General features: G+C 63.2%; 19 protein-coding genes and 1 pseudogene. 9 read left to right on the forward strand and 11 right to left on the reverse strand.

The features are described from left to right. The 3 genes and pseudogenes from JBE38_RS28085 to JBE38_RS21035 all read left to right on the forward strand — a co-directional run. Positions 1 to 165, forward strand: a pseudogene (locus JBE38_RS28085) (IS481 family transposase); the annotation flags it as partial. 400 nt (positions 166 to 565) lie between these two features. Continuing rightward, positions 566 to 1,060, forward strand: a complete 495-nt coding sequence (locus tag JBE38_RS21030; RefSeq protein WP_205345032.1) for a GNAT family N-acetyltransferase — start codon at positions 566 to 568, stop codon at positions 1,058 to 1,060. Between the two features lie 63 nt (positions 1,061 to 1,123). Next, complete coding sequence (locus JBE38_RS21035; RefSeq protein WP_205345033.1) at positions 1,124 to 1,549, forward strand: GNAT family N-acetyltransferase; 426 nt, start codon at positions 1,124 to 1,126, stop codon at positions 1,547 to 1,549. Here the strand turns inward: JBE38_RS21035 and JBE38_RS21040 are convergent. After that, positions 1,536 to 2,069 (reverse strand): GNAT family N-acetyltransferase, encoded by a 534-nt coding sequence (locus JBE38_RS21040; protein ID WP_205345034.1) that lies wholly within the window; start codon positions 2,067 to 2,069, stop codon positions 1,536 to 1,538. The genes JBE38_RS21035 and JBE38_RS21040 overlap by 14 nt on opposite strands. 108 nt (positions 2,070 to 2,177) lie before the next feature. Here JBE38_RS21040 and JBE38_RS21045 point away from each other — a divergent pair, with 108 nt between their 5' ends. Then, positions 2,178 to 2,852, forward strand: coding sequence for a class I SAM-dependent methyltransferase (locus JBE38_RS21045; RefSeq protein ID WP_205345035.1), 675 nt, complete (start codon positions 2,178 to 2,180; stop codon positions 2,850 to 2,852). Between the two features lie 4 nt (positions 2,853 to 2,856). On the opposite strand, the gene JBE38_RS21050 is transcribed toward JBE38_RS21045, so the two are convergent. After that, complete coding sequence (locus JBE38_RS21050; RefSeq protein WP_205345036.1) at positions 2,857 to 4,065, reverse strand: TPM domain-containing protein; 1,209 nt, start codon at positions 4,063 to 4,065, stop codon at positions 2,857 to 2,859. A gap of 130 nt (positions 4,066 to 4,195) precedes the next feature. Between JBE38_RS21050 and JBE38_RS21055 the strand changes: the two genes are divergently transcribed. Both JBE38_RS21055 and JBE38_RS21060 read left to right on the forward strand, forming a co-directional pair. Then, positions 4,196 to 5,011, forward strand: coding sequence for an alpha/beta fold hydrolase (locus JBE38_RS21055; protein WP_205345037.1), 816 nt, complete (start codon positions 4,196 to 4,198; stop codon positions 5,009 to 5,011). After that, positions 5,001 to 6,143, forward strand: a complete 1,143-nt coding sequence (locus JBE38_RS21060; RefSeq protein ID WP_205345038.1) for a PAS domain-containing sensor histidine kinase — start codon at positions 5,001 to 5,003, stop codon at positions 6,141 to 6,143. The genes JBE38_RS21055 and JBE38_RS21060 overlap by 11 nt, the downstream gene beginning before the upstream one ends. Here JBE38_RS21060 and dapF read toward each other — a convergent pair. Continuing rightward, positions 6,131 to 6,934: a diaminopimelate epimerase gene (dapF, locus tag JBE38_RS21065; RefSeq protein ID WP_205345039.1), complete on the reverse strand. Its 804-nt coding sequence runs from the start codon at positions 6,932 to 6,934 to the stop codon at positions 6,131 to 6,133. The genes JBE38_RS21060 and dapF overlap by 13 nt on opposite strands. A 118-nt stretch (positions 6,935 to 7,052) precedes the next feature. Here dapF and JBE38_RS21070 point away from each other — a divergent pair, with 118 nt between their 5' ends. Further along, complete coding sequence (locus tag JBE38_RS21070; RefSeq protein ID WP_205345040.1) at positions 7,053 to 8,087, forward strand: alginate lyase family protein; 1,035 nt, start codon at positions 7,053 to 7,055, stop codon at positions 8,085 to 8,087. Between the two features lie 70 nt (positions 8,088 to 8,157). Here JBE38_RS21070 and JBE38_RS21075 read toward each other — a convergent pair whose 3' ends face one another. The 5 genes from JBE38_RS21075 to JBE38_RS21095 all read right to left on the reverse strand — a co-directional run bounded on the left by JBE38_RS21075 (position 8,158) and on the right by JBE38_RS21095 (position 13,282). Then, positions 8,158 to 8,574, reverse strand: coding sequence for an SRPBCC family protein (locus JBE38_RS21075; protein WP_104994070.1), 417 nt, complete (start codon positions 8,572 to 8,574; stop codon positions 8,158 to 8,160). A 24-nt stretch (positions 8,575 to 8,598) separates the two neighbouring features. Then, complete coding sequence (locus JBE38_RS21080) at positions 8,599 to 9,396, reverse strand: SDR family NAD(P)-dependent oxidoreductase (protein ID WP_060752467.1); 798 nt, start codon at positions 9,394 to 9,396, stop codon at positions 8,599 to 8,601. Between the two features lie 120 nt (positions 9,397 to 9,516). After that, positions 9,517 to 10,815, reverse strand: coding sequence for an NAD(P)/FAD-dependent oxidoreductase (locus JBE38_RS21085; protein WP_205345041.1), 1,299 nt, complete (start codon positions 10,813 to 10,815; stop codon positions 9,517 to 9,519). Beyond that, on the reverse strand, positions 10,812 to 11,900 hold the full coding sequence (locus JBE38_RS21090; protein WP_090370399.1) for a polyamine ABC transporter substrate-binding protein: 1,089 nt from the start codon (positions 11,898 to 11,900) through the stop codon (positions 10,812 to 10,814). Before JBE38_RS21090 ends, JBE38_RS21085 begins: the two co-directional genes overlap by 4 nt. A gap of 23 nt (positions 11,901 to 11,923) precedes the next feature. Next, positions 11,924 to 13,282 carry a glutamine synthetase family protein gene (locus JBE38_RS21095; protein ID WP_161550304.1) on the reverse strand — a complete coding sequence of 453 codons (1,359 nt, stop codon included), beginning with the start codon at positions 13,280 to 13,282 and terminating at the stop codon, positions 11,924 to 11,926. A gap of 139 nt (positions 13,283 to 13,421) precedes the next feature. On the opposite strand from JBE38_RS21095, the gene JBE38_RS21100 reads away from it, so the two are divergent. Then, a complete protein-coding gene (locus tag JBE38_RS21100) occupies positions 13,422 to 14,318 on the forward strand; it encodes a helix-turn-helix domain-containing protein (RefSeq protein ID WP_090370395.1) in 897 nt (298 codons plus the stop codon). 112 nt (positions 14,319 to 14,430) lie between these two features. On the opposite strand, the gene JBE38_RS21105 is transcribed toward JBE38_RS21100, so the two are convergent. Genes JBE38_RS21105 through JBE38_RS21115 form a run of 3 tightly spaced genes read right to left on the reverse strand, consistent with a single transcriptional unit; the run spans position 14,431 to position 17,555 of the window. Then, positions 14,431 to 15,534 (reverse strand): acetoin dehydrogenase dihydrolipoyllysine-residue acetyltransferase subunit, encoded by a 1,104-nt coding sequence (locus JBE38_RS21105; protein WP_205345042.1) that lies wholly within the window; start codon positions 15,532 to 15,534, stop codon positions 14,431 to 14,433. Next, on the reverse strand, positions 15,531 to 16,550 hold the full coding sequence (locus JBE38_RS21110; protein WP_060752461.1) for an alpha-ketoacid dehydrogenase subunit beta: 1,020 nt from the start codon (positions 16,548 to 16,550) through the stop codon (positions 15,531 to 15,533). The genes JBE38_RS21105 and JBE38_RS21110 overlap by 4 nt, the downstream gene beginning before the upstream one ends. A 24-nt stretch (positions 16,551 to 16,574) precedes the next feature. After that, entirely contained in the window at positions 16,575 to 17,555 is a 981-nt protein-coding gene (locus tag JBE38_RS21115; protein WP_060752460.1) for a thiamine pyrophosphate-dependent dehydrogenase E1 component subunit alpha, read from the reverse strand. Positions 17,556 to 17,864: 309 nt separating this feature from the next. On the opposite strand from JBE38_RS21115, the gene JBE38_RS21120 reads away from it, so the two are divergent. After that, positions 17,865 to 19,739, forward strand: coding sequence for a sigma-54-dependent Fis family transcriptional regulator (locus tag JBE38_RS21120; RefSeq protein ID WP_205345043.1), 1,875 nt, complete (start codon positions 17,865 to 17,867; stop codon positions 19,737 to 19,739). The last annotated feature ends 106 nt before the right edge of the window (positions 19,740 to 19,845 follow it).

The following is a 19,845-nucleotide window of genomic DNA, read 5'->3' on the forward strand; positions in this document are numbered from 1 at the left end:
TCGATAATGTGGAAGGGCAAGCTGGTATTTGTTAGCGAAGCGCTAGCTGGAGAACGAATAGGGCTGAAAGAGACTGAAGATGATGTCTGGGATCTTTACCTGTGTGACTATCCCTTGGGGAGGCTTGAACGGGGAATGACTCGCGTCCAAGCTTCAAATGTGTAAACGATGTCCCCGGTTTCAGATGTAAACGATGTCTACGGTTCTACACCCGCGCCGGGTGGCAGAGCCGCCCCGACAAGGACGCCGTGGTGTTTCAGGAAGATCGCAGTGACTGGATTTGGGGCGGCTGCGCCACCCAGCGCGGGGCAAGCCCTAATGCCAGTCAGTTAAGGATTAACGCGGTCACTGTGGGAGGGGGCTTGCTCCCGATGGACTGCTTAGCAGGCCCATTTTTGAGGCCGCTGCGCGGCCTATCGGGAGCAAGCCCCCTCCCACAATTTATTCATCGCCCGCTTTATCGCTTAACTGACCGGCATTAGGGCAAACCCGCTCACTACAACGATGCCAGATTTCAGATGTTTCTTTATGATGTGGCCTTTCGCTCAACGCCTCAGGAATCACCATGCCCGCCCTCACCTTCCGCAACGCCCTGCCTGCCGACGCCGCGCGTTGCTTTGAGATCGAATCCAGCGCCTACGAAGGTGACGAAGCCGCCACCCTGGAGAAGATCGCCACGCGTATCGCCCAGTACCCGCAAGGTTTTTTGATCCTGCAAGCCGATGGCGTCGTGGTGGGTTTCATCAACTCTGGCTGCGCCCATGAGGTGGTGATGTCGGACGAGGCGTTCAAGGAGCTGGTAGGCCATTCGCCGCAAGCGCCGAATGTGGTGATCATGTCGGTGGTGGTCGACCCGGCTTATCAGGGCAAAGGCTATTCCAGACTGCTGATGACCGAGTTCGTGCAGCGCATGCGGGCGCTGGGCAAGCAGACCATTCACCTGATGTGCAAAGAGCAACATGTGCCGCTGTACAGCCGCATGGGCTACCGCTATGTGCAGCCTTCCCCGTCGGATCACGGCGGTATGGCGTGGCATGAAATGGTGATGATTCTTGACTGAGGTGTACTACGGGTTCAAGTAGGCAAGCAAAGGCAACGCGCATAACACAACCAAGAAACCGCCATGACCATGCCTCTCATTGAAATCGGTGACCAAGCCAACCCCACAGCCGAGGGCATCCTCGGTAGCGGCCTGGCCGCATTCAATGAAGGCATTACCGGCATGAACGATCGCCTGCCGCTGACGGTATTGCTCAAGTGTCCCGACACTCAGCAAATTCTCGGCGGCATCACCGGAAAGACCAGCCTGGGCATGGCCTTTCTTGACCTGTTCCACCTGCCCGAGTCGCTACGCGGTTCGGGCCTTGGCAGCCGATTGCTGCAAGCCTTTGAAGACGAAGCCCGCCGCCGAGGTTGCGCGCATGCGGTGCTGTACACCCTGAGTTTTCAGGCACCGGGGTTTTATGAGAAACACGGCTGGCTGCGGTTTGGTGAAATCCCGTGTGAGCCTGCGGGCAGCTGTCGGGTGTTTCTGTCTAAGCCGCTGTGACACCCAGGCGTTTGCCAAACAACCGATTGCCGTGGGTCTCCCCCTGGAAGGTGTAGGTCGGCGCGCCCAGCGCCACATACCCACGGCGCGGGTAAAAACCCAGCGCACGCTCGTTGCCCTCCCACACCGTCACCCACAACAGTGAAGCGCCTGCTTGCGCGGCACACTGCTCTGCCGCTTGCAACAACCGATAACCGACGCCCTGGCCGGTGAAGCGCTCCTGGATGTACAAACGCTGCAACTCGGCAACGTCCGGCGCCTCGATCATCGGGTGGCGCGTGTCGAGTCTGATCTGGGCAAAGCCAACCAGGTGTCGGTCGGCTTCGGCGACAAGCAGCGCAATGCCGGGCTCGGCCATCAGCGCCGTGATTGCATCCGGGGCGAACGCTTGCAGTGCCTCATTGGCAATCGAGCTTCGGATACCTTGGGTCGCGTAGGTGTCGAGAAACACCTGCATGCCCAGCACACCGATGCACAGGGCATCCTCGGCGGTGGCGGGACGAAGGGTGATGGCAGGCATCGAGTGTCCTTACTCAGGCAGTTGAGGATTGAGGTTTTACCATGAATGTTGCCACTGCGGACTCGTCACAGTAGGGTTTAGCCCCCGCCCATTCGCAGGAACGCCCCCATGAGTTTTTCCGACCCTGATGCCGTCGCCCGCTACGCCGAAGGCCCCGTGCGCCTGGTGCCGGGTTTCGATGGGCTGCAACGCATGACGACTCTGCTGCTCCGTGAAAGCGTGCCCGCCAACGGCAAGGTGTTGGTGCTTGGCGCCGGTGGTGGCTTGGAGCTGAAGCGTTTTGCCGAGGCCGAGCCGGGTTGGCGCTTTGTGGGGGTGGACCCGTCAGCCGAAATGTTGAAACTGGCCGAGGCAACGCTGGGCCCGTTGAATGAGCATGTGCAGTTGCATGAAGGCTATATCGATACCGCCCCGCCGGGACCATTTGACGGCGCCACGTGTTTGTTGACCTTGCACTTCATCCCTGCCGAGGAGCGCCTGCAAACCCTCAAGGCTCTATGGCGACGGCTGCTGCCAGGCGCACCGCTGGTTGTGGCGCATCACAGCGTCCCTCAAGCACCCGCAGAGAAAGCCCGCTGGCTGCAGCGCTACGCGGCATTTGCAGTGGATTCGGGCGTACCCGCCGCCGATGCCAAACGGGCGATTGCGGCAATCAGTGAAAAGTTGCCGGTGCTCTCACCCGAGGCGGATGTGGACTTGATGAGCGGGGCCGGCTTTGAAAGCGTCGAGCTGTTCTATGCCGGCTTCAGTTTCAAAGGTTGGGTGGGCTACAAGCCGCGCTAGCGCTTTACCAACTGCCCGATGCCCCACCGCCGCCGCTGGAACCGCCGCCCCCGGACGAACTGCCGCTGGAGCTGGAACTGGAGCTGCTGGAACCCGAACCGCTTGAGCCGCTCGAACCGGAGCCCGAGCCGCCTGTGGTCTTGGCAAAGATGAACAAGGCCACGAATGACGCAATCGGAAACGCCATCAGCCACCCGTGACGCCCGGCGTCGGCGATCAGCCCTGCCGCCACATACACCGCCACCGCCGCGCATAGGCGTATGGCAAATCCGACACGACTGGTGTTCCAGGCGCTTCTCATGACCATCCACAGCACCAGGTAGGCCCCCAGTACCGCCAGTGCGCCCAGCGGCAATGCGAGCCAATGGATAAAGTTGACGTCGAGATACCAGTGGTCCACCACCAGCAGGCCAATGATGTAGGCCAGCAACCCCACCACGCCGTAAAACACCGGGCGCGCCATCCATAACGCGCCGAACGTGGCGCCGCCGATCAGCATGGTCAGCGGCAGGATGAACAGGTTCGCCCACCACTCCCGGCCACCGGCCAAAAAGCTCAGCAGCAGGGTCAGCACCACCGCTGCCAGCAATGCCTTGCGCCAGCGCAGCTTGCCGGCAGCCATCAATACACCGCCAACCGCCCCCAGGATAAACGCGAGCGCTATCGCCAGCGCTTGGGGGTTCAAGCCGGGCCCTGCGACTTTGGGCAAGTCGCCGCCGTCCACCAGCACGGTCAGGTCATTGACCGCCTGTTGCACGCCGCCCGCATAGTCGCCCTGGCGAAACGCCGGGGTGATGTGTTCCTCGATGATGCGATGGGCCAGCAGGTCGGTCACCGTACCTTCCAGCCCGTAACCGACCTCGATGCGCACTTTGCGATCATCCTTGGCCACCACCAGCAGGATGCCGTCGTTGACGTCCTTGCGCCCCAGCTTCCAGGCGCGGAACAGTTGGTTGGCGTAATCCTCGATGCTTGAGCCGCCGGTGGTGGGCACCAGCAGTACCGCCATTTGTGCGCCTTTGCGCTGTTCGAGGGCCGCCAGTTGTTGTTTCAGACCGGCGGTAGTGCCCGCGTCGAGGGTGTTGGTGAGGTCAATCACCCGCTGGTCAAGAGCCACGCCGATGGGCGATGTGTCGGCCCGGGCCAGGCTGAGCAGGCCCACGAGCAGCAGTGCCACGAGGCTCACAACGGATTGCCGCAAAATCACCAGCATGTTTTGTTACCTGAAGTTTCTTCCTGAAGCTGCCGACTCTACCTTATCGGCGCTATAAGGCGTGACCCAGACGGCGCGACTCTCTAAACTCCTAGAGCTATAGCACTAGGCCATAATCGAGAACTCATCCATGGACCTCCGCCACCGCAACAATATCCACGTGATGGGCGACGGTCGCGCGACGCTGGTGTTCTCCCATGGTTTTGGTTGCAACCAGGCGATGTGGAACTACCTGGCGCCGCATTTCCTGGCGCGTTTCCGCGTGGTCCTGTACGACCTCGTCGGGGCCGGCCTGTCGGACCTGGGCGCCTTCGACAAACACAAATACAGCGTGTTGGATGGCTACGCCCGCGACCTCAACGAAATTATCGACGCTTACGCCCAGGGCCCGGTGATTCTGGTGGGCCATTCGGTCAGCGCGATGATCGGCACCCTGGCCGACCGCCTGGCGCCCGGACGCGTCGCCGGCCATGTGATGATCGGCCCCTCGCCGCGCTATATCGATACCGATAACTACGTGGGCGGCTTCAAGCGCAGTGACATCGATGACCTGCTCGACACCCTCGACAGCAACTACCTCGGCTGGTCGAGTGCCATGGCGCCGGTGATCATGGGCGCGCCTGGCCAACCGGCGCTCAGCACGGAGCTGACCGAAAGTTTCTGCCGCACCGAGCCGGACATCGCCAAGCAGTTCGCGCGCGTCACCTTCCTCTCGGACAACCGCGAGGACGTGCTCGGCCTGAACGTGCCGGTGCTGATCCTGCAATCGAGCGATGACCTGATCGCCCCGGTCGCCGTGGGCGAATACTTGCACAGCGTGCTGCCCGACAGCACCTACTGCCTGGTCGACAACGTCGGCCATTGCCCGCACATGAGCGCGCCGCTGGCCTGCGCAGCGGCAATGGACGCGTTCCTGACGCCATGGGCGAGCCCCAATGCTGTCTGACCTGTTCGACAATGCCGCCTGCGCGCTGGCCGTCACCGCTGAAGACGGCACGATTGTGCGAGCCAACGCCCGCTTCAGCGACTGGCTGGGGTTTGACGCTGCCCAATTGTGCGGCCGCCGTTTCCAGGATCTGCTGACCATGGGTGGGCGGATTTTCCACCAGACCCACCTGGCGCCCATGCTACGCATGCAGGGCCGCGTCACCGAAGTGAAGCTCGACATACTGCACCGCGACGGGCACAAAGTGACCGTGCTGCTCAACGGTATCAAGCGCGAGGTGCCCGAAGGTGCGGTCTACGACCTGGCGCTGTTCGGCACCACCGACCGCGACAAGTACGAGCGCGAACTGCTCAACGCACGTCACCTCGCCGAAGCCCTCCTGCAGGAAAAAACCGCCGCCGAGGTCGCGTTGCAACAGGCCCAGGCTGAACTGCACGAGGCCTATGCGATTTCACAGCGCCGTGCATTGTTTGCCGAGCAGATGGTGGCGATCGTCAGCCACGACCTGAAGAATCCGCTGACCGCCATCCGCATGGCGTCCGACTTTCTCAGCCGTGGCGAACGCACAGCCCGGGAGCAACAACTGCTCGGGCATATCAGCCAATCGTCCGAGCGCGCCCAGCGCATGATCGCCGACCTGTTGGACTTCACCCAGGCCCGGGTCGGCCAGGGCATCACCATCAAGACCGCGCCGCTGGACTTGCATGCGGTGATTCGCCACGCCGTGGATGAGTTGCGCGTGGCGTTCCCCAAGGCCACGCTGGAACATCGAGCCGAGGGCCAGGGCAATGCCTGCCTGGATGCCGACCGGGTGCAACAGATCATCGGCAACCTGGTGGCCAATAGCGTGGCGTATGGCGACCTGCAACAGCCGATCACCATCACCTCACGCCTGAGTGACGGCGGTTGCGAAGTAGCGGTGCACAACCACGGCGCGGCCATTCCCAAAGCACTGTTGGCGGGGCTGTTCGAACCCATGACCCGGGGCACCGACCAAGGCAGTGACGTACGCAGCGTGGGCCTGGGCTTGTACATCGTGCGCGAGCTGGCCAAGGTGCATGGCGGGGATGTGGCGGTGAGCTCCGCTGCGGCCGAAGGCACGACCTTTACCGTGACGTTTCAAAGCCCGTAGGCACTGCCCTGCATGATCGGCTCGACGCTGCCGGTCAATATCACCCCGCCCTGCCCGTCCCACTGCACGGTGACGGTGCCGCCGTCGCACTGCACGGCCACCGTGTCATCCAGTAAACCGCGGCGGATCCCGTTGACCACCGCCGCGCAGCAGCACGAACCGGAACCCAGCGGCACGCCGCCACCGCGCTCCCAGATGCGCAGGCGGATGTGGCGGCGGTCCAGTACCTGCACAAAATGCACGTTGGTCCTGGCAGGGAACCATGGGTGAACCTCCAGCGCCGGGCCCAGCGCCGCCACGTCGATGGCGGCGACGTCGTCGACAAAATACGTGCAGTGCGGGTTACCCATGCTGCACGCCGCCGGCGCGCCGTCGATGGCCAAGGCGCCGGTGTCCATCGCCTCGGCCAGCGGCACGTCAGCCCAGCCCAGCGACGGTGGGCCCATGTTCACCGCCACCTGCCGCCCCGGCGCACGCGTACAGGTGAGCAGGCCGCGGTCGGTGCGCAACACCACCGACTGCGTGCCGGTTTCATGCATCAGGCGGTCGGCCACCCCACGGGTGGCGCTGCCGCAAGTGGCCAGCGGCGTGCCGTTGGGGTTCCAGAACTTGACGCGCGCAGCAGCGTCCGCGCAGTCGAGCACCACGGCCAGTTGGTTGAAACCGATGCCGGTGTGACGGTTGCCCAGGCGACGGGCGATTTGCGCGGTGATCGGGTCGTCCTGGCCACGACGGTCGATGATGATGAAATCATCGCCATGGGCGTGCATTTTCACGAACGGCAAGGGCATGGACAGTCCTGTGGGCGAGCGGGCGGTGAACGCCAGCATACTGAGTCGAGGGGAGTTTCATCAAACCCGGTCCAGCCCCATGCTAGCGTGGTCGCGTTCCAGCCCAGCCGAGCTTTTCATGAAAACCAACCGACTCGCCTTAATTGCGGCACTCGCCGTGTTGTCCCAGGGGGCCATCGCGGCCACTCTTTGCCAGCCGGTCGCCACCAGCCCGAATGCCAAGGTGTTGCTGGCGGCGGCGCAACGGCACTTGGGCGACACGCCCAACCCGCTGCCCCGTGTGCATACCGAAGGGACCTTGCCCAACCAGGGTATCCGCGAGCAGAGCATCGCCGCCGAAAAGGACTGGCCGATCATGCGCCAGGCCGCGCTGGCCTGGCGCATGAGTGGCGACCCGCGCTACCTCAAGCAAGTCGATAACGACCTGGCCGCCTGGGCCGACGTGTATCAACCGGACTTCAACCCCATCGACGAAACCAACCTCGACATGCTGATCAGCGCCTACGCGCTCACCGCCGACCACCTGCGGCTGGAGACCCGCGACGCCAGCCGTCGCTTGATCCAACGCCTGGGCAACGGCTACATCGCGCAGATCCAGCAATTTCACGGCGCGAAGAAAGGCACCCAGACCAATAACTGGCAGAGCCATCGCGTCAAGCTGGTGACCGTGGCCGCCGCCGCACTGGGTGATCGGCCGATGCTGGAACAGGCGCTGCAACTGTTTAAACAGCAGATCGCCGACAATGTCCTGCCCGACGGTTCGGTGACCGACTTCCAGGACCGCGACGCTCTGCACTACGTGGTCTACGACCTCGAACCGCTGGTGCAGGCCGCACTGGCGGCGAAACCCTACGGCATCGGCGGCGACTGGTTGAAGCTCAGCGCCAACGGCGCTTCCCTGGGGGCTGCGCTGGACTGGCTGGTGCCCTATGCCAACGGCCAGCGCAGCCACCAGGAGTTCGTGCACACCCATGTGCAATTCGACAAAGACCGCGCCAACGTCGGTGAAGCCGGCTACAGCGGCACCTGGCAACCCAAGAGCAGCGCCACGCTGTTCTGGTTGGCGGCACAACTGGACAGCCGTTACCTGCCGGTGGCCAAACAATTGGCCGAGCACCCGGCGGACTGGATCAGCGCCTGCTATTTGAAGTAGACACCGCTGTTGACGCTCGACACCGCGAGCGTCACGCCGGACCAGTCACTGGCGCTGATCCTCGAACGGCTCAGCCGGGGAAGTTAGCCCGCAGCGCCTCAAGCCCGCCGCGGTAGACCCCGGCGAACAGCGCTTCAACCTGCTCATCCGTGGTGCCGGCCGCCGGGGTGAACACGCCGGACCAGGTCGCCTTCGCCGACGTGTCGGTCAAGGCTTCAACCTGCAAGGTCGCGAGGTACGCCGACACCGGGAACGGCGACTGTTCGATGGTGTAGCTGTAGGTGCGCGCCACGTTGTCGAACGTCTGCAGACGCTCGACCACCACACCGCCATCGGCCGCTTGCAGATGACGCACACGGCCGCCTTCGCGGGTTTCGCTCTTGACGATCAAGGGCAGCCACTCGGGCAGCGCATCGAAGCCGCCGACCAATTGCCAGACCTCATCGGCCGATGCCGGTATTTCAATCACGCAAGCTGCTGTTGCCACGGGTCATACTCCATTCCAGAAAAATCAGATCGCCATGCTGTCGACGACACCACCGTCGACCCGCAACGCCGCACCGGTGGTGGCCGACGACAGCGGTGAAGCAATGTACGCCACCAGGTTCGCCACTTCATCCACATTGGCTGCGCGCTGGATGATCGACGTCGGCCGGGCGTTTTGCACAAACACATCCGCTTCATCCCGGGCACTGCGTCCGGATTTGGCCGTGGCGTCCGTGAGCATCTGCTCCAGGCCATCGGTAAAGGTCGGTCCCGGCAGGATCGCGTTGACCGTCACACCGGTGCCCGCCAGGCGTTTGGCCAAACCATGGGACACCGCCAGGTTGGCACTTTTGGTCACGCCGTAGTTGATCATGTCGGCCGGGATCGCAATGCCGGACTCCGAAGACACGAAGATCACCCGGCCCCAGCCCTGCGTCACCATGCCCGGCACATAATGCCGCGCCAGGCGCACGCCGGAGATCACGTTGACCTCGTAGAAACGCGCCCACTCGCTGTCGGGCGCATCGAAGAAGTCCACATCATTGAAGATGCCCAGGTTGTTGACCAGGATGTCGGCATGCGGCTCGGCGGCGAACAGTTTTTCTGCGCCCTCCAGGGTGCCGAGGTCGGCGACCACGCCACGCAGGTCCGCTCCCGGCACGTCCTGGCGAATGCTCGCCAGCGCCGCATCCACCTTGCCCGCCTCTCGCCCGATCACCACCACGGTGGCGCCGGACTGCGCCAGGGCGCGGCCGATGCCCAGGCCGATCCCGGCGGTGCTGCCGCTGACGATGGCGACTTTGCCACTCACATCAATATTCATCATCGAAATCCTCACGTTGAATCAACCAGTCTCAGGGGCGTCATGACCGTTGAAAAGATCCTAGACGGCAAAGATCGGACCGTCCAAGACATACTGCGACCAACTTGAGTCCCTCAAGGTCTAGCCAGCGACAAGCCCGCGTAAACGCAAGCCGAGCATGCCCAGGGCTAACAACGGTGATCGCAACAGCTTGCCGCCCGGGAAGGTCATGTGCGGCACGCGACTGAACAGGTCCAGGCCCCGGCTCTGCCCGGCATGAATGCCTTCGGCCAGCAAGCGCGCGCACCAGTGGGTCACGTTGAGCCCATGCCCGGAATAGCCCTGGGCATAGAACACGTTGGGGTACTGCTGCAACCGCCCGACCTGGGGAAAGCGATTGGCGGTAATGCCGATCTTGCCGCCCCACTGGAACTCGATGGCGGTGGTGGCCAACTGCGGGAACACCTTGAGCATCTTCGGTTGCATATAGGCCGCGATGTCGGCCGGGTCGCGTCCCGAATAATGACACGCGCCCCCGAACAACAGGCGGCGGTCAGCTGAAAGGCGGTAGTAATCCAGGCCGATTTTCTGGTCGCACAGGGCAAGGTTTTGCGGGATCAGTTGCCTGGCCTGCGTTTCGCTCAACGGTTCGGTCGCGATGATGTAACTGCCCGCCGGCAACACCTTGCCGCTCAGGCGCGGTTCCAGCTCCTCCAGGTGAGCATTGCACGCCAGCACCAGGTGGCCGGCGCGCACCGTGCCGCCCGCGCAACGCACCTGTACCCTGTCGCCGTGGATCAGTTCCAGCACCGGGCTGTGCTCGAAAATCCGCACCCCGAGGGCCTCGGCCACGCGGGCTTCGCCCAGCACCAGATTGAGCGGGTGCAGATGCCCGGAGCCCATGTCCACCAGGCCACCGACATACACCGTGGAGTCCACCACCTGCGCCATCGCGTGGCGTGGCACCAGACGGGTTTCGGGGGTGTACCCCAACTGCGCCAGGTGTTCCTGCTCACGCGTGAACGCAGCGAACTGCGCCGGGGTGTTGGCCAATTCGCAAAAGCCCCAGCGCAGGTCGCAGTCGATGCCGTGCTCGCGGATGCGCTCGCCGACCAGCGCCACCGAATCGATGCCGGCGCGCTCCAGGTAAGCCACGCCCTCCTCGCCGATGTACTTGGCGAACCCCGAGACATCGTGGCCGATGCCGCGAATCAACTGCCCGCCATTGCGCCCGCTGGCGCCCCAACCGATGCGCCGGGCCTCCAGCAGGATCACCGAAAGCCCGCGCTGGGCCAGCTCGATGGCGGTATTGACGCCGGTGAAGCCACCGCCGATCACACAGACATCGGCGTCAAGATCCGCGTCCAATACCGCACGCTCAGGCATGGCATTGGCCGTCGCCCGGTAATAGGAGCGGGCGTGCTCACTGGACTGCATCATTTGTTGGTCTTCACTTTGCTCCAGGCGCGGGTCATCAGGCGCATGGTCGCCGGGGTTGGCGTGGTGGAAATATAGAGTTTGTCGAGCACTGCCTGGGGCGGGTAAACCTCAGGGTTGTTCACCAGTTCCGGGGCCATGAACGGCTTGGCCGCGGGGTTGGCGTTGGCATACCCCACCGAGGCACTGACCTTGGCAATCACCTCGGGGTCCAGCAGGTAGTTGATGAAGGCGTGGGCTTCTTTGACGTTGCCGGCGTCGGCGGGAATGGCCAGCAGGTCGAACCACAGGTTGGAGCCTTCCTTGGGAATCGAATAGGCGATGTTCACCCCGTTCTTGGCTTCCTTGGCACGGTTGGCGGCCTGGAACACGTCGCCGGAATACCCGAACGCCACGCAGATGTCACCGTTGGCCAGGTCCGAGATGTACTTGGAGGAATGGAAGTAAGTGATATACGGCCGCAGTGTCAGCAGCTTGGCTTCCGCCTCCTGGTAATCCTTGGGGTTCTCGCTGCGGGGGTCCTTGCCCATGTAGTTGAGGATCGCCGGGAACAGCTCGTCCGCCGAGTCGAGGAAGGCCACGCCGCACTGGTTGAGCTTCTTGATGTTTTCCGGCTCGAACAGCACCGCCCACGAGTCGATATGGTCGATGCCCAGCACCTGCTTGACCTTGTCGACGTTATAGCCGATGCCGTTGGTGCCCCACAGGTACGGCACCGAGTGCGCGTTGCCCGGGTCATTTTTCTCGAGCAGCGCGAGCAACTTGGGGTCCAGGTTCTTGAAGTTGGGCAACTGCGCACGGTCGAGCTTGAGGAACGCCCCCGCTTTCACCTGCCGCGCCAGGAAGTGGTTGGACGGCACCACCACGTCATAGCCGGTGCGCCCGGCCAGCAGTTTGCCCTCCAGGGTTTCGTTGGAGTCGAATACGTCGTAGATCACTTTTATTCCGGTCTTGGCCTGGAAATCCGCCAAGGTGGTGTCGCCGATGTAATCGGTCCAGTTGTAGACACTCACCGTTTGCGCCGCCTGGCTGGTGCTGCTGAAAGCGGCTACCAGGGCCAGCGGGAGAAGCTTTTTCACAAGACGCATATCGACACCCCTTTTTTGGTTTTTTAGACGCTCAACAACAGGAACTCACGCTCCCAGGAACTGATCACGCGCTTGAAATTCTCATGCTCGGCGCGCTTGACCGCCACGTAGCCCCGCACGAACTTGTCGCCCAGGTAGTGCTTGACCGTGTCGCAATCCTCCATCCGCGCCAGCGCGTCTTCGAGGGTGAACGGCAGGCGCAGGTTGCGGCGCTCGTAGGCACGCCCTTCAACCGGCGCACTCGGTTCGATCTGTTCAACCATGCCCAGGTAGCCGCACAGCAAGCTCGCGGCAATCGCCAGGTAAGGGTTGGCATCGGCGCCGGGCAGGCGGTTTTCCACGCGCATGGCGTCGGGGCTGGAGGTGGGCACGCGCAGGCCGACGGTGCGGTTTTCTTCGCCCCACTCGACGTTGACCGGTGCCGAGGTGTCCGGCAGGAAGCGCCGGAACGAGTTCACGTTGGGTGCAAACATCGGCAGCAGCTTGGGGATGTACTTCTGCAAACCGCCGATGTGGTGCAGGAACAAGGTGCTCATCTTGCCGTCGCCATCGACGAATACCGGTTTGCCGGTGGCGATGTCCACCACGCTCTGGTGCAGGTGCATGGCGCTGCCCGGCTCGTCGGCCACCGGCTTGGCCATGAAGGTGGCGGCGACGTTGTGCTTGAGCGCGGCTTCGCGCAGGGTGCGCTTGAACACGGTGATCTGGTCGGCCAGGTCAAGGGCGTCACCATGACGGAAGTTGATTTCCATCTGTGCCGGGCCGTCTTCGTGGATCAGCGTATCGAGGTCCAGGCCCTGGGCTTCGCACCAGTCGTAGACGTCTTCGAACAGCGGGTCGAACTCGTTGGCGGCGTCGATGGAAAACGACTGGCGGCCGGTTTCGGCGCGCCCGGAACGGCCCACCGGGGTTTTCAGCGGCAGGTCCGGGTCTTCGCAACGCTGGGTCAGGTAGAACTCCATTTCCGGCGCGACAATCGGCTGCCAGCCGCGCTCGGTGTAGAGCTGCAATACCTTCTTCAGGACGTTGCGCGGCGACAGCTCGATGGGGTTGCCCTGCTTGTCGAAGGTGTCGTGGATCACGATCGCGGTGGGCTCTATGGCCCAGGGCACCACATAGGTCGCGTTGGATACCGGGCGGCACACCATGTCGATGTCGGCCGGGTCGAGCAGGTCGTAGTAGATATCGTCGTCGACGAAGTCCCCGGTCACCGTTTGCAGCAACACACTTTCCGGCAGGCGCATGCCTCGCTCATGCAGGAACTTGTTGGTGGGCGCAATCTTGCCGCGTGCGATGCCAGTCAAATCACTGATCACGCATTCGACTTCGGTAATCTTGTGTTCTTTCAGCCAGGCGGACAGCTGATCGAAGGGGGCGTTCATAAGGACCTCGTCATGGGTGGGATACACACGCCGGCTTGTACTCTCGGCGCATTGAGGTCTATCTTGGGCCAGCCTCCAACAGGCATCTATCCACTTTGCACGAACCATAACGCACCAATAGAGTGCGCCAAGGTCATTCATGACACAGGCAACCGCTTTGCGCGTACAGGCCTTCACCACCGGTGATGTGGCCGCTCAATGCAATGCAACACCCGGCTGGGTGCAGCAGTACCAGCAGATGTCACCGGGGCATTTTGCCGGGCAGGTCCGCTACCTCGACCTGCAAGGTGTGCAGGTGTACGAAGAGTGCATGAACACCCGCGTGGAACAGCATTTCAATGCACCGCCGGGCTCGCTGGCGTTCTGTTTCGACGGCAGCGACAACGCGCTGTACATGCTCAATGGCGAAAGCCGCAACACCTGGATCACCCCGGAAAACTACCGTGAGGTGGCCGTGGTATTCGGCCCGCAGTTCGTGCAGCGCCAAGGGTTGGACGTGGCGAAGCTGGACGGTTTGTTCATGGCGCCGCTGACCTGCCGGCAAAACGCGCTGTTCACCCGCTGGCTCAGCGGCACCCTGACGCGCTTGTCCGCCGTCAGCGACCCGATCAGTCGCGACGCCCTCACCCAGCAACTGCTCGATGACTGCCTGTTCATTCTGGATAACGCCTGCGTGTGCCTGGACGACAGTTCATTGCAACGTCGCAGCGCCGAACGCCAGTTGATGGCGCGCATCGGCGCTTGGGCGGCGGATGCGCCGGATGAAACCGTGAACCTGCTGGAACTGGCGCAGATTGCGGGGGTGCCGCTGCGTCAATTGCAGCAGGGCTTCAAGACCTACACCGGGATGAGCCCGGCGCAGTGGTTGCGCTTGCGCCGCTTGAATGGCGCACGGCGGGAGTTGTTGAACTCGCCGGGAACGACCGTGGCCCAAGTGGCAATGAACTGGTCGTTCTGGCATTTGGGGCGGTTTTCCAACAGCTACCGTGCCCTGTTCAAGGAATTGCCCAGCGAAACCCTCAAGCGTCACGGTTGAAACTGTAGCAGCGAGCTTGCTCGCGAAAAACCTCAACGATACCCCGTGTTGCCTGAATCAACGCGGCGCCTGTGAGTGCTTCGCGAGCAAGCTCGCTCCTACCCTGGATGCCTCAAGGCTGTGACTTGAGGAACGCCGCCATCAACAGGTTGACCCGCTCCGCGGCCTCCAACTGCACCATATGCCCCTGCCCCGGCAGGATCTCTACCCGGGCCTGCAGCCCCTCGGCGTGGTTGGCCGGGATGATTGCATCGTCACTGCCCCAGATCACCAGGCTCGGTTGCCGCCCCACCACCTTGCGCAAATCCAGCGTCTGCCGCCCACCGTCGAAGAGCTTGGCATTGAGCTGCCGCAACGCCTGATCCACCCCTTCCAGGCGCTTGAACTTGAGCATGTCTTCGAGCATCTGCCGCGTCACCAATGCGGGGTCGCTGAACAGCTGGGTCAATTGCGGCTTGAGCGCGTTGCGGTGGTTGGCCTCGACAAAGCCTTGCAAGTAATCACCATTGATATCCGGTCCCAGGCCGGCGCTGGCGATCAGCGTCAGTGAAGCAACACGCTCGGGTGCCTGGTCGGCCAGCGTCAGCGCGACCAACCCACCCATGGAGTGGCCCGCCAGGTGCACGCGGTCGAGTGCAAGGTGATCGAGCAACGCCAACACCGCATGGCTCAACTCGTGTGCATCCGCACTTTGCAGGTGCTTGCCCGACTCGCCATGCCCTGGCAGGTCGAGCGCGATCACGCGGCGTTCGGCGGCCAATGCCGGCTGGTTGAACAGCCAGTTGTTCAGGTCACCGCCGAAGCCATGGATCAGCACCAACGGTGTGGCGCCCTCGCCCAGGTCGAGATAGCGCAGCAAACGCCCGCCCAGTTCAACCTTCTGCGCGCTGGGGCCAGACGCTTGGACTTCATCCGCGCTGGCGACAAACCCGGCGTTGAAGCTTTCAATCACTGCATCAATCTGCGCGTCGGTGGCCTCGCCCTCCACCACAATCCCCAGCAACGCCCCCACCGGCAACGTCTCGTCGCTCTGCGCCAGCACCCGGCGCAGTACGCCATTAAACGGCGCCTCGACGCTGCTGGAGATTTTGTCGGTCTCCACGTCCAGCACCGCCTCGCCCTTCTCCACCCGGTCGCCGGGTTGCTTGAGCCAGATGTCGATACGGCCCTCGGTCATCGACAGCCCCCACTTGGGCATGGTCAAGGTATGGATCATGCGGCGGTCCTCTTGTCGGCGATCTTCAGCACCGCGGCTTCGATCTTCGCGGCGTTGGGGATGTACAGGTCTTCCAGCGCATCGGAAAACGGCACCGGCGTGTGCGGCGCGGTGACCATCTGGATGGGAGCACGCAGGCATGAAAACGCCTCCTGCGCCACCAACGCACTGATATCCGTGGCGATGGAACAACGTGGGTTGGATTCGTCTATCACCACCAGGCGCCCGGTTTTCTCGACGCTTTCCAGGATGCTGTCTGCGTCCAGCGGGCTGGTGGTGCGCAGGTCGAGCACTTCGCAATCGATGCCTTGGCGCGCCAGGTTGGCGGCGGCTTCCAGGGCGATATGCACCATGCGCCCGTACGTGACCAAGGTAACGTCCTGGCCTTCGCGCACAAAGTTGGCTTCGCCAAAAGGCACGGTGTACAACTCTTCCGGCACTTCGCCTTGCAGGCTGTAGAGCATCTTGTGCTCGAGGAAGATCACCGGGTCGTTGTCGCGGATGGCCTGGATCAGCATGCCCTTGGCGTCATAGGGCGTGGCCGGGCACACCACCTTGAGCCCGGGAATGTGCGTCCACATCGAGGTGAGCATCTGCGAATGCTGGGCGGCGGCGCGCAGGCCGGCACCGTACATGGCACGCATCACCAACGGCGTGGTGGTCTTGCCGCCGAACATGTAGCGGAACTTGGCGGCCTGGTTGAGCAACTGGTCGAGGCAGCAGCCGATAAAGTCGACGAACATCAACTCGCACACCGGGCGCATGCCGCGGGTGGCGGCGCCCACCGCCATGCCCACGTAACCGACTTCGGACAACGGCGCGTCCAGCACGCGGTCGGGAAATTGCGGATACAGGCCCTTGGTAACTCCCAACACACCGCCCCAGGCGTCCTGCTCGCCGGGCGAGCCGGTGCCGCCGCAGACGTCCTGGCCAATGATGAAGACGCTCTGGTCGCGGCGCATTTCCTGGGCCAGGGCTTCGTTGATCGCCTGCTGATAGCTGATTTTGCGAGCCATAAAATTCTCTCCACGTAGTTGTTGTTATGAGTGGTACGCGACGTACACATCGCTGAGCAGGTCGGCGGCCTGAGGCTTGGGGTCGGACTTGGCCAGGCGCACGGCGTCGTCAATCAACTGCGCTACCTCGCGGTCGATGCGCTCCAGTTGCGCCACTTCCAACCAGCCTTCGGCGTTGCAGCGCTGACGGAACAGCGTCAGGCAATCGTGGGATTCGCGCAGGTTTTTCACTTCATCGGGGCCGCGATAGGTTTGCGCATCGCCTTCGAAATGGCCGTAGAAGCGGCTCAATTTGACTTCCACCAGGGTCGGCCCCTGGCCGCTGCGGGCACGCTCCACCGCGACGCCGAGCGCTGCATGCACCGCGAAGAAATCATTGCCATCAACGATCACCCCCGGCATGCCAAACCCTACGGCACGCTCGGCGATGTCCTTGCAGGCTACCGACCAGCCGGAACCGGTGGCCTCGGCATAGCCGTTGTTTTCGGCGACGAACAGGCAGGGCAGCCGCATGATCGCAGCCAGGTTCATCGCCTCGAATACCGCCCCCTCGTTGGAGCCACCGTCGCCAAAGAACGCCACGGCCACGCCTTGGCTACCCTTGAGTTTGGCGGCCAGCGCCGCACCGGCCGCCAACGGCGCACCGGCCCCGACGATGCCATTGGCACCGAGCATGCCCTTCTCCTGGTCGGCGATGTGCATGGAGCCGCCCTTGCCGCCACACACGCCGGTTTTCTTGCCGTAGATCTCGGCCATCATGCCGAACACATCCACGCCCTTGGCGATGCAATGCCCGTGGCCACGGTGGTTGGAAGCAATGCAATCTTCATCGTTGAGGTGGGCCATGACCCCGGCGGCGCAGGCTTCCTGCCCGGCGTAAAGGTGCACAAAGCCTGGGATCTCGCCGGTGGCGAACTCCACGTGCAGGCGTTCTTCAAAATCACGGATGGTGCGCATCACGGTGTAGGCATGCAGCAATTGATCGGTGGACAGGTGAGTGGACATCTTGTTGTTCTCCAGGTTGTCTCGACACACAAAAGGCTGGCTTCGACCAGCTACAGGCCCTTGAGCACAGCCTGTGCCAAGGCCTTGGAAAACCTGGCAAATGCCTGATCCAGAGCGGCGCCGCCAGCCTGTGCCCACGCCCCGGGCCAGCGCTGCATGAGACGCGGCAGTGCAATACGCAAGCAGCGTCTCGCGCCGGATGAGACGCTGCGTCTCACGCCGGGCATTTGGTCAGGCTGCCCTTGTCCCTCCCGGCGCATACGCGCTTAATGGCGGGCATAACAACAAAGATCGAGAACCGGAGGCCTTATGCTCGCCGCGAACTCAAGGGGGCTGACCCCCAAGGAGCATGTCGACTGCGTCAGCCGCGTGGTGCGCAATGCCGATCGCCTGCCCCAGGCGCCGGTACCGTCGTTGATCTTCGATTCCTGGCGCCGCTCCATGGAGCAATACCACCTGGACCCAGGTTCGCTGCAAGGGCCACGCATCCTCACCGAACCCTTGCTCAAGGAATGCCGCGAACGTGCCGAGCTGTTCATGCGCATCGCCAGCGAAGCCGTCGGCCAGTTGCATCACCGCGTGCGTCACGCCGACTACTGCGTGATGCTCACCGACGCTCAGGGCCAGACCATCGACCATCGCGTGGACACCACGATTCGCAGCGACTGCCGCAAGGCCGGCCTGTACCTGGGCACCTGCTGGTCGGAAGCCGAAGAAGGCACCTGCGGCGTGGCCACGGTGCTGACCAGCCAATCGGCGGTGACGGTGCATAAACGCGACCACTTCCGCGCCGCGTTTATCGGCCTGACCTGCTCCGCCGCGCCGATTTTCGATCCCCAGGGCAACCTGCTGGGCGTGATGGACGCCTCAGCCTTGCAGTCGCCGGACGACCGCCGCAGCCAGCACCTGGTGCGCCAGCTGGTGGCGCAGAGTGCGCAGGCCATCGAGAATGCCTTCTTCATGCACAGCGCTCGCCAGCACTGGGTGCTGCAAGCCCACAGCACGCCGGGTTACGTCGACAGCCAGCCTGACCTGCTGCTGGCCTGGGACCAGGACGGTCGACTACAGGCGCTCAACAGCAAAGCCCGCCAAGCCCTGCGCCGACGCTTCGGCCAGGTGCCGGCGCATATCGGCGAAGTGTTCGACCTGGAGGCGTTGCGCGCAGTCACGGATCAACATGCCCAGCAACTGCATTGGCTGGGCGAACCGGGGGCGCTGCACGTCCGCGTCAATGCCCCCAGGCGCCAACCGGTGCGCGCCGCAACGGTGGCGCAGGTGGACGCGCGCGTCGAAGAGCATTTGCGCCTGGCCGTGCGGGTCAAGGACCGCAACCTGCCGGTGCTGGTACAGGGTGAAACCGGCGCCGGCAAGGAAGTCTTTGCCCGCCAGTTGCATGCACAAAGTGCTCGCCGCAACGGGCCGTTCGTGGCGGTGAATTGCGCAGCGATTCCGGAAAACCTGATCGAGAGCGAACTGTTCGGCTACGTGGCCGGGGCATTTACCGGCGCCTCCAGCAAGGGCATGCCGGGGCTGCTGGTACAAGCCGATGGCGGCACGCTGTTCCTCGACGAAATCGGCGATATGCCGCTGGCGCTGCAAACGCGCCTGCTGCGGGTGATGGCCGAAGGCGAAGTGGCGCCGTTGGGCGCGGCAAAGACGCGCCGCGTGGATATCCAGGTGATCTGCGCCAGCCACCGCGACTTGGCGGAATTGGTCAGCCAAGGGCGCTTTCGCGAAGACCTGTACTTTCGCCTCGGTTGTGCGCGCTTCTGCCTGCCGCCATTGCGCGAACGTACCGACAAGCTGGCGTTGATCAACCGACTGCTGGAACAGCAAGCGCGCAACAGCGGCATCACGCTGGGTCTCAGCGAGGCGGCACTCCAGGCGCTGCTCGGTTATGCCTGGCCGGGCAACGTGCGGCAATTGCAGCATGTGCTGGCGTATGCCTGTGCGGTGTGCGAAGGCGATACCTTGCAATTGGCGAATTTGCCGATTGATATGCGCGGGGAACAGGTTGAGGCACAGGTGCAACCGAGTGCCAGCCCGGAACGCCAGGTCGTGCTGGACGCGCTGATTCGACATCGCTGGAAGCCGTTGCCGACGGCGCAGGCATTGGGGATTTCGCGGGCGACGCTGTATCGCCGGGTCAACCGGTTGGGCATCGACATGCCCGGCAAGCAATGATCTGACGCGAACAGCCCGCGCCCGCAAAAAAGTCTTCCGTGACTGATATTTGGGCTTGCCCGCTGCCGCATTGCCCCCTAGCTTATGCGCCCCCCTCCCCGCGCTT

This window comes from Pseudomonas sp. ICBG1301 (genome assembly GCF_016918385.1).
Classification (GTDB): domain Bacteria; phylum Pseudomonadota; class Gammaproteobacteria; order Pseudomonadales; family Pseudomonadaceae; genus Aquipseudomonas; species Aquipseudomonas palleroniana.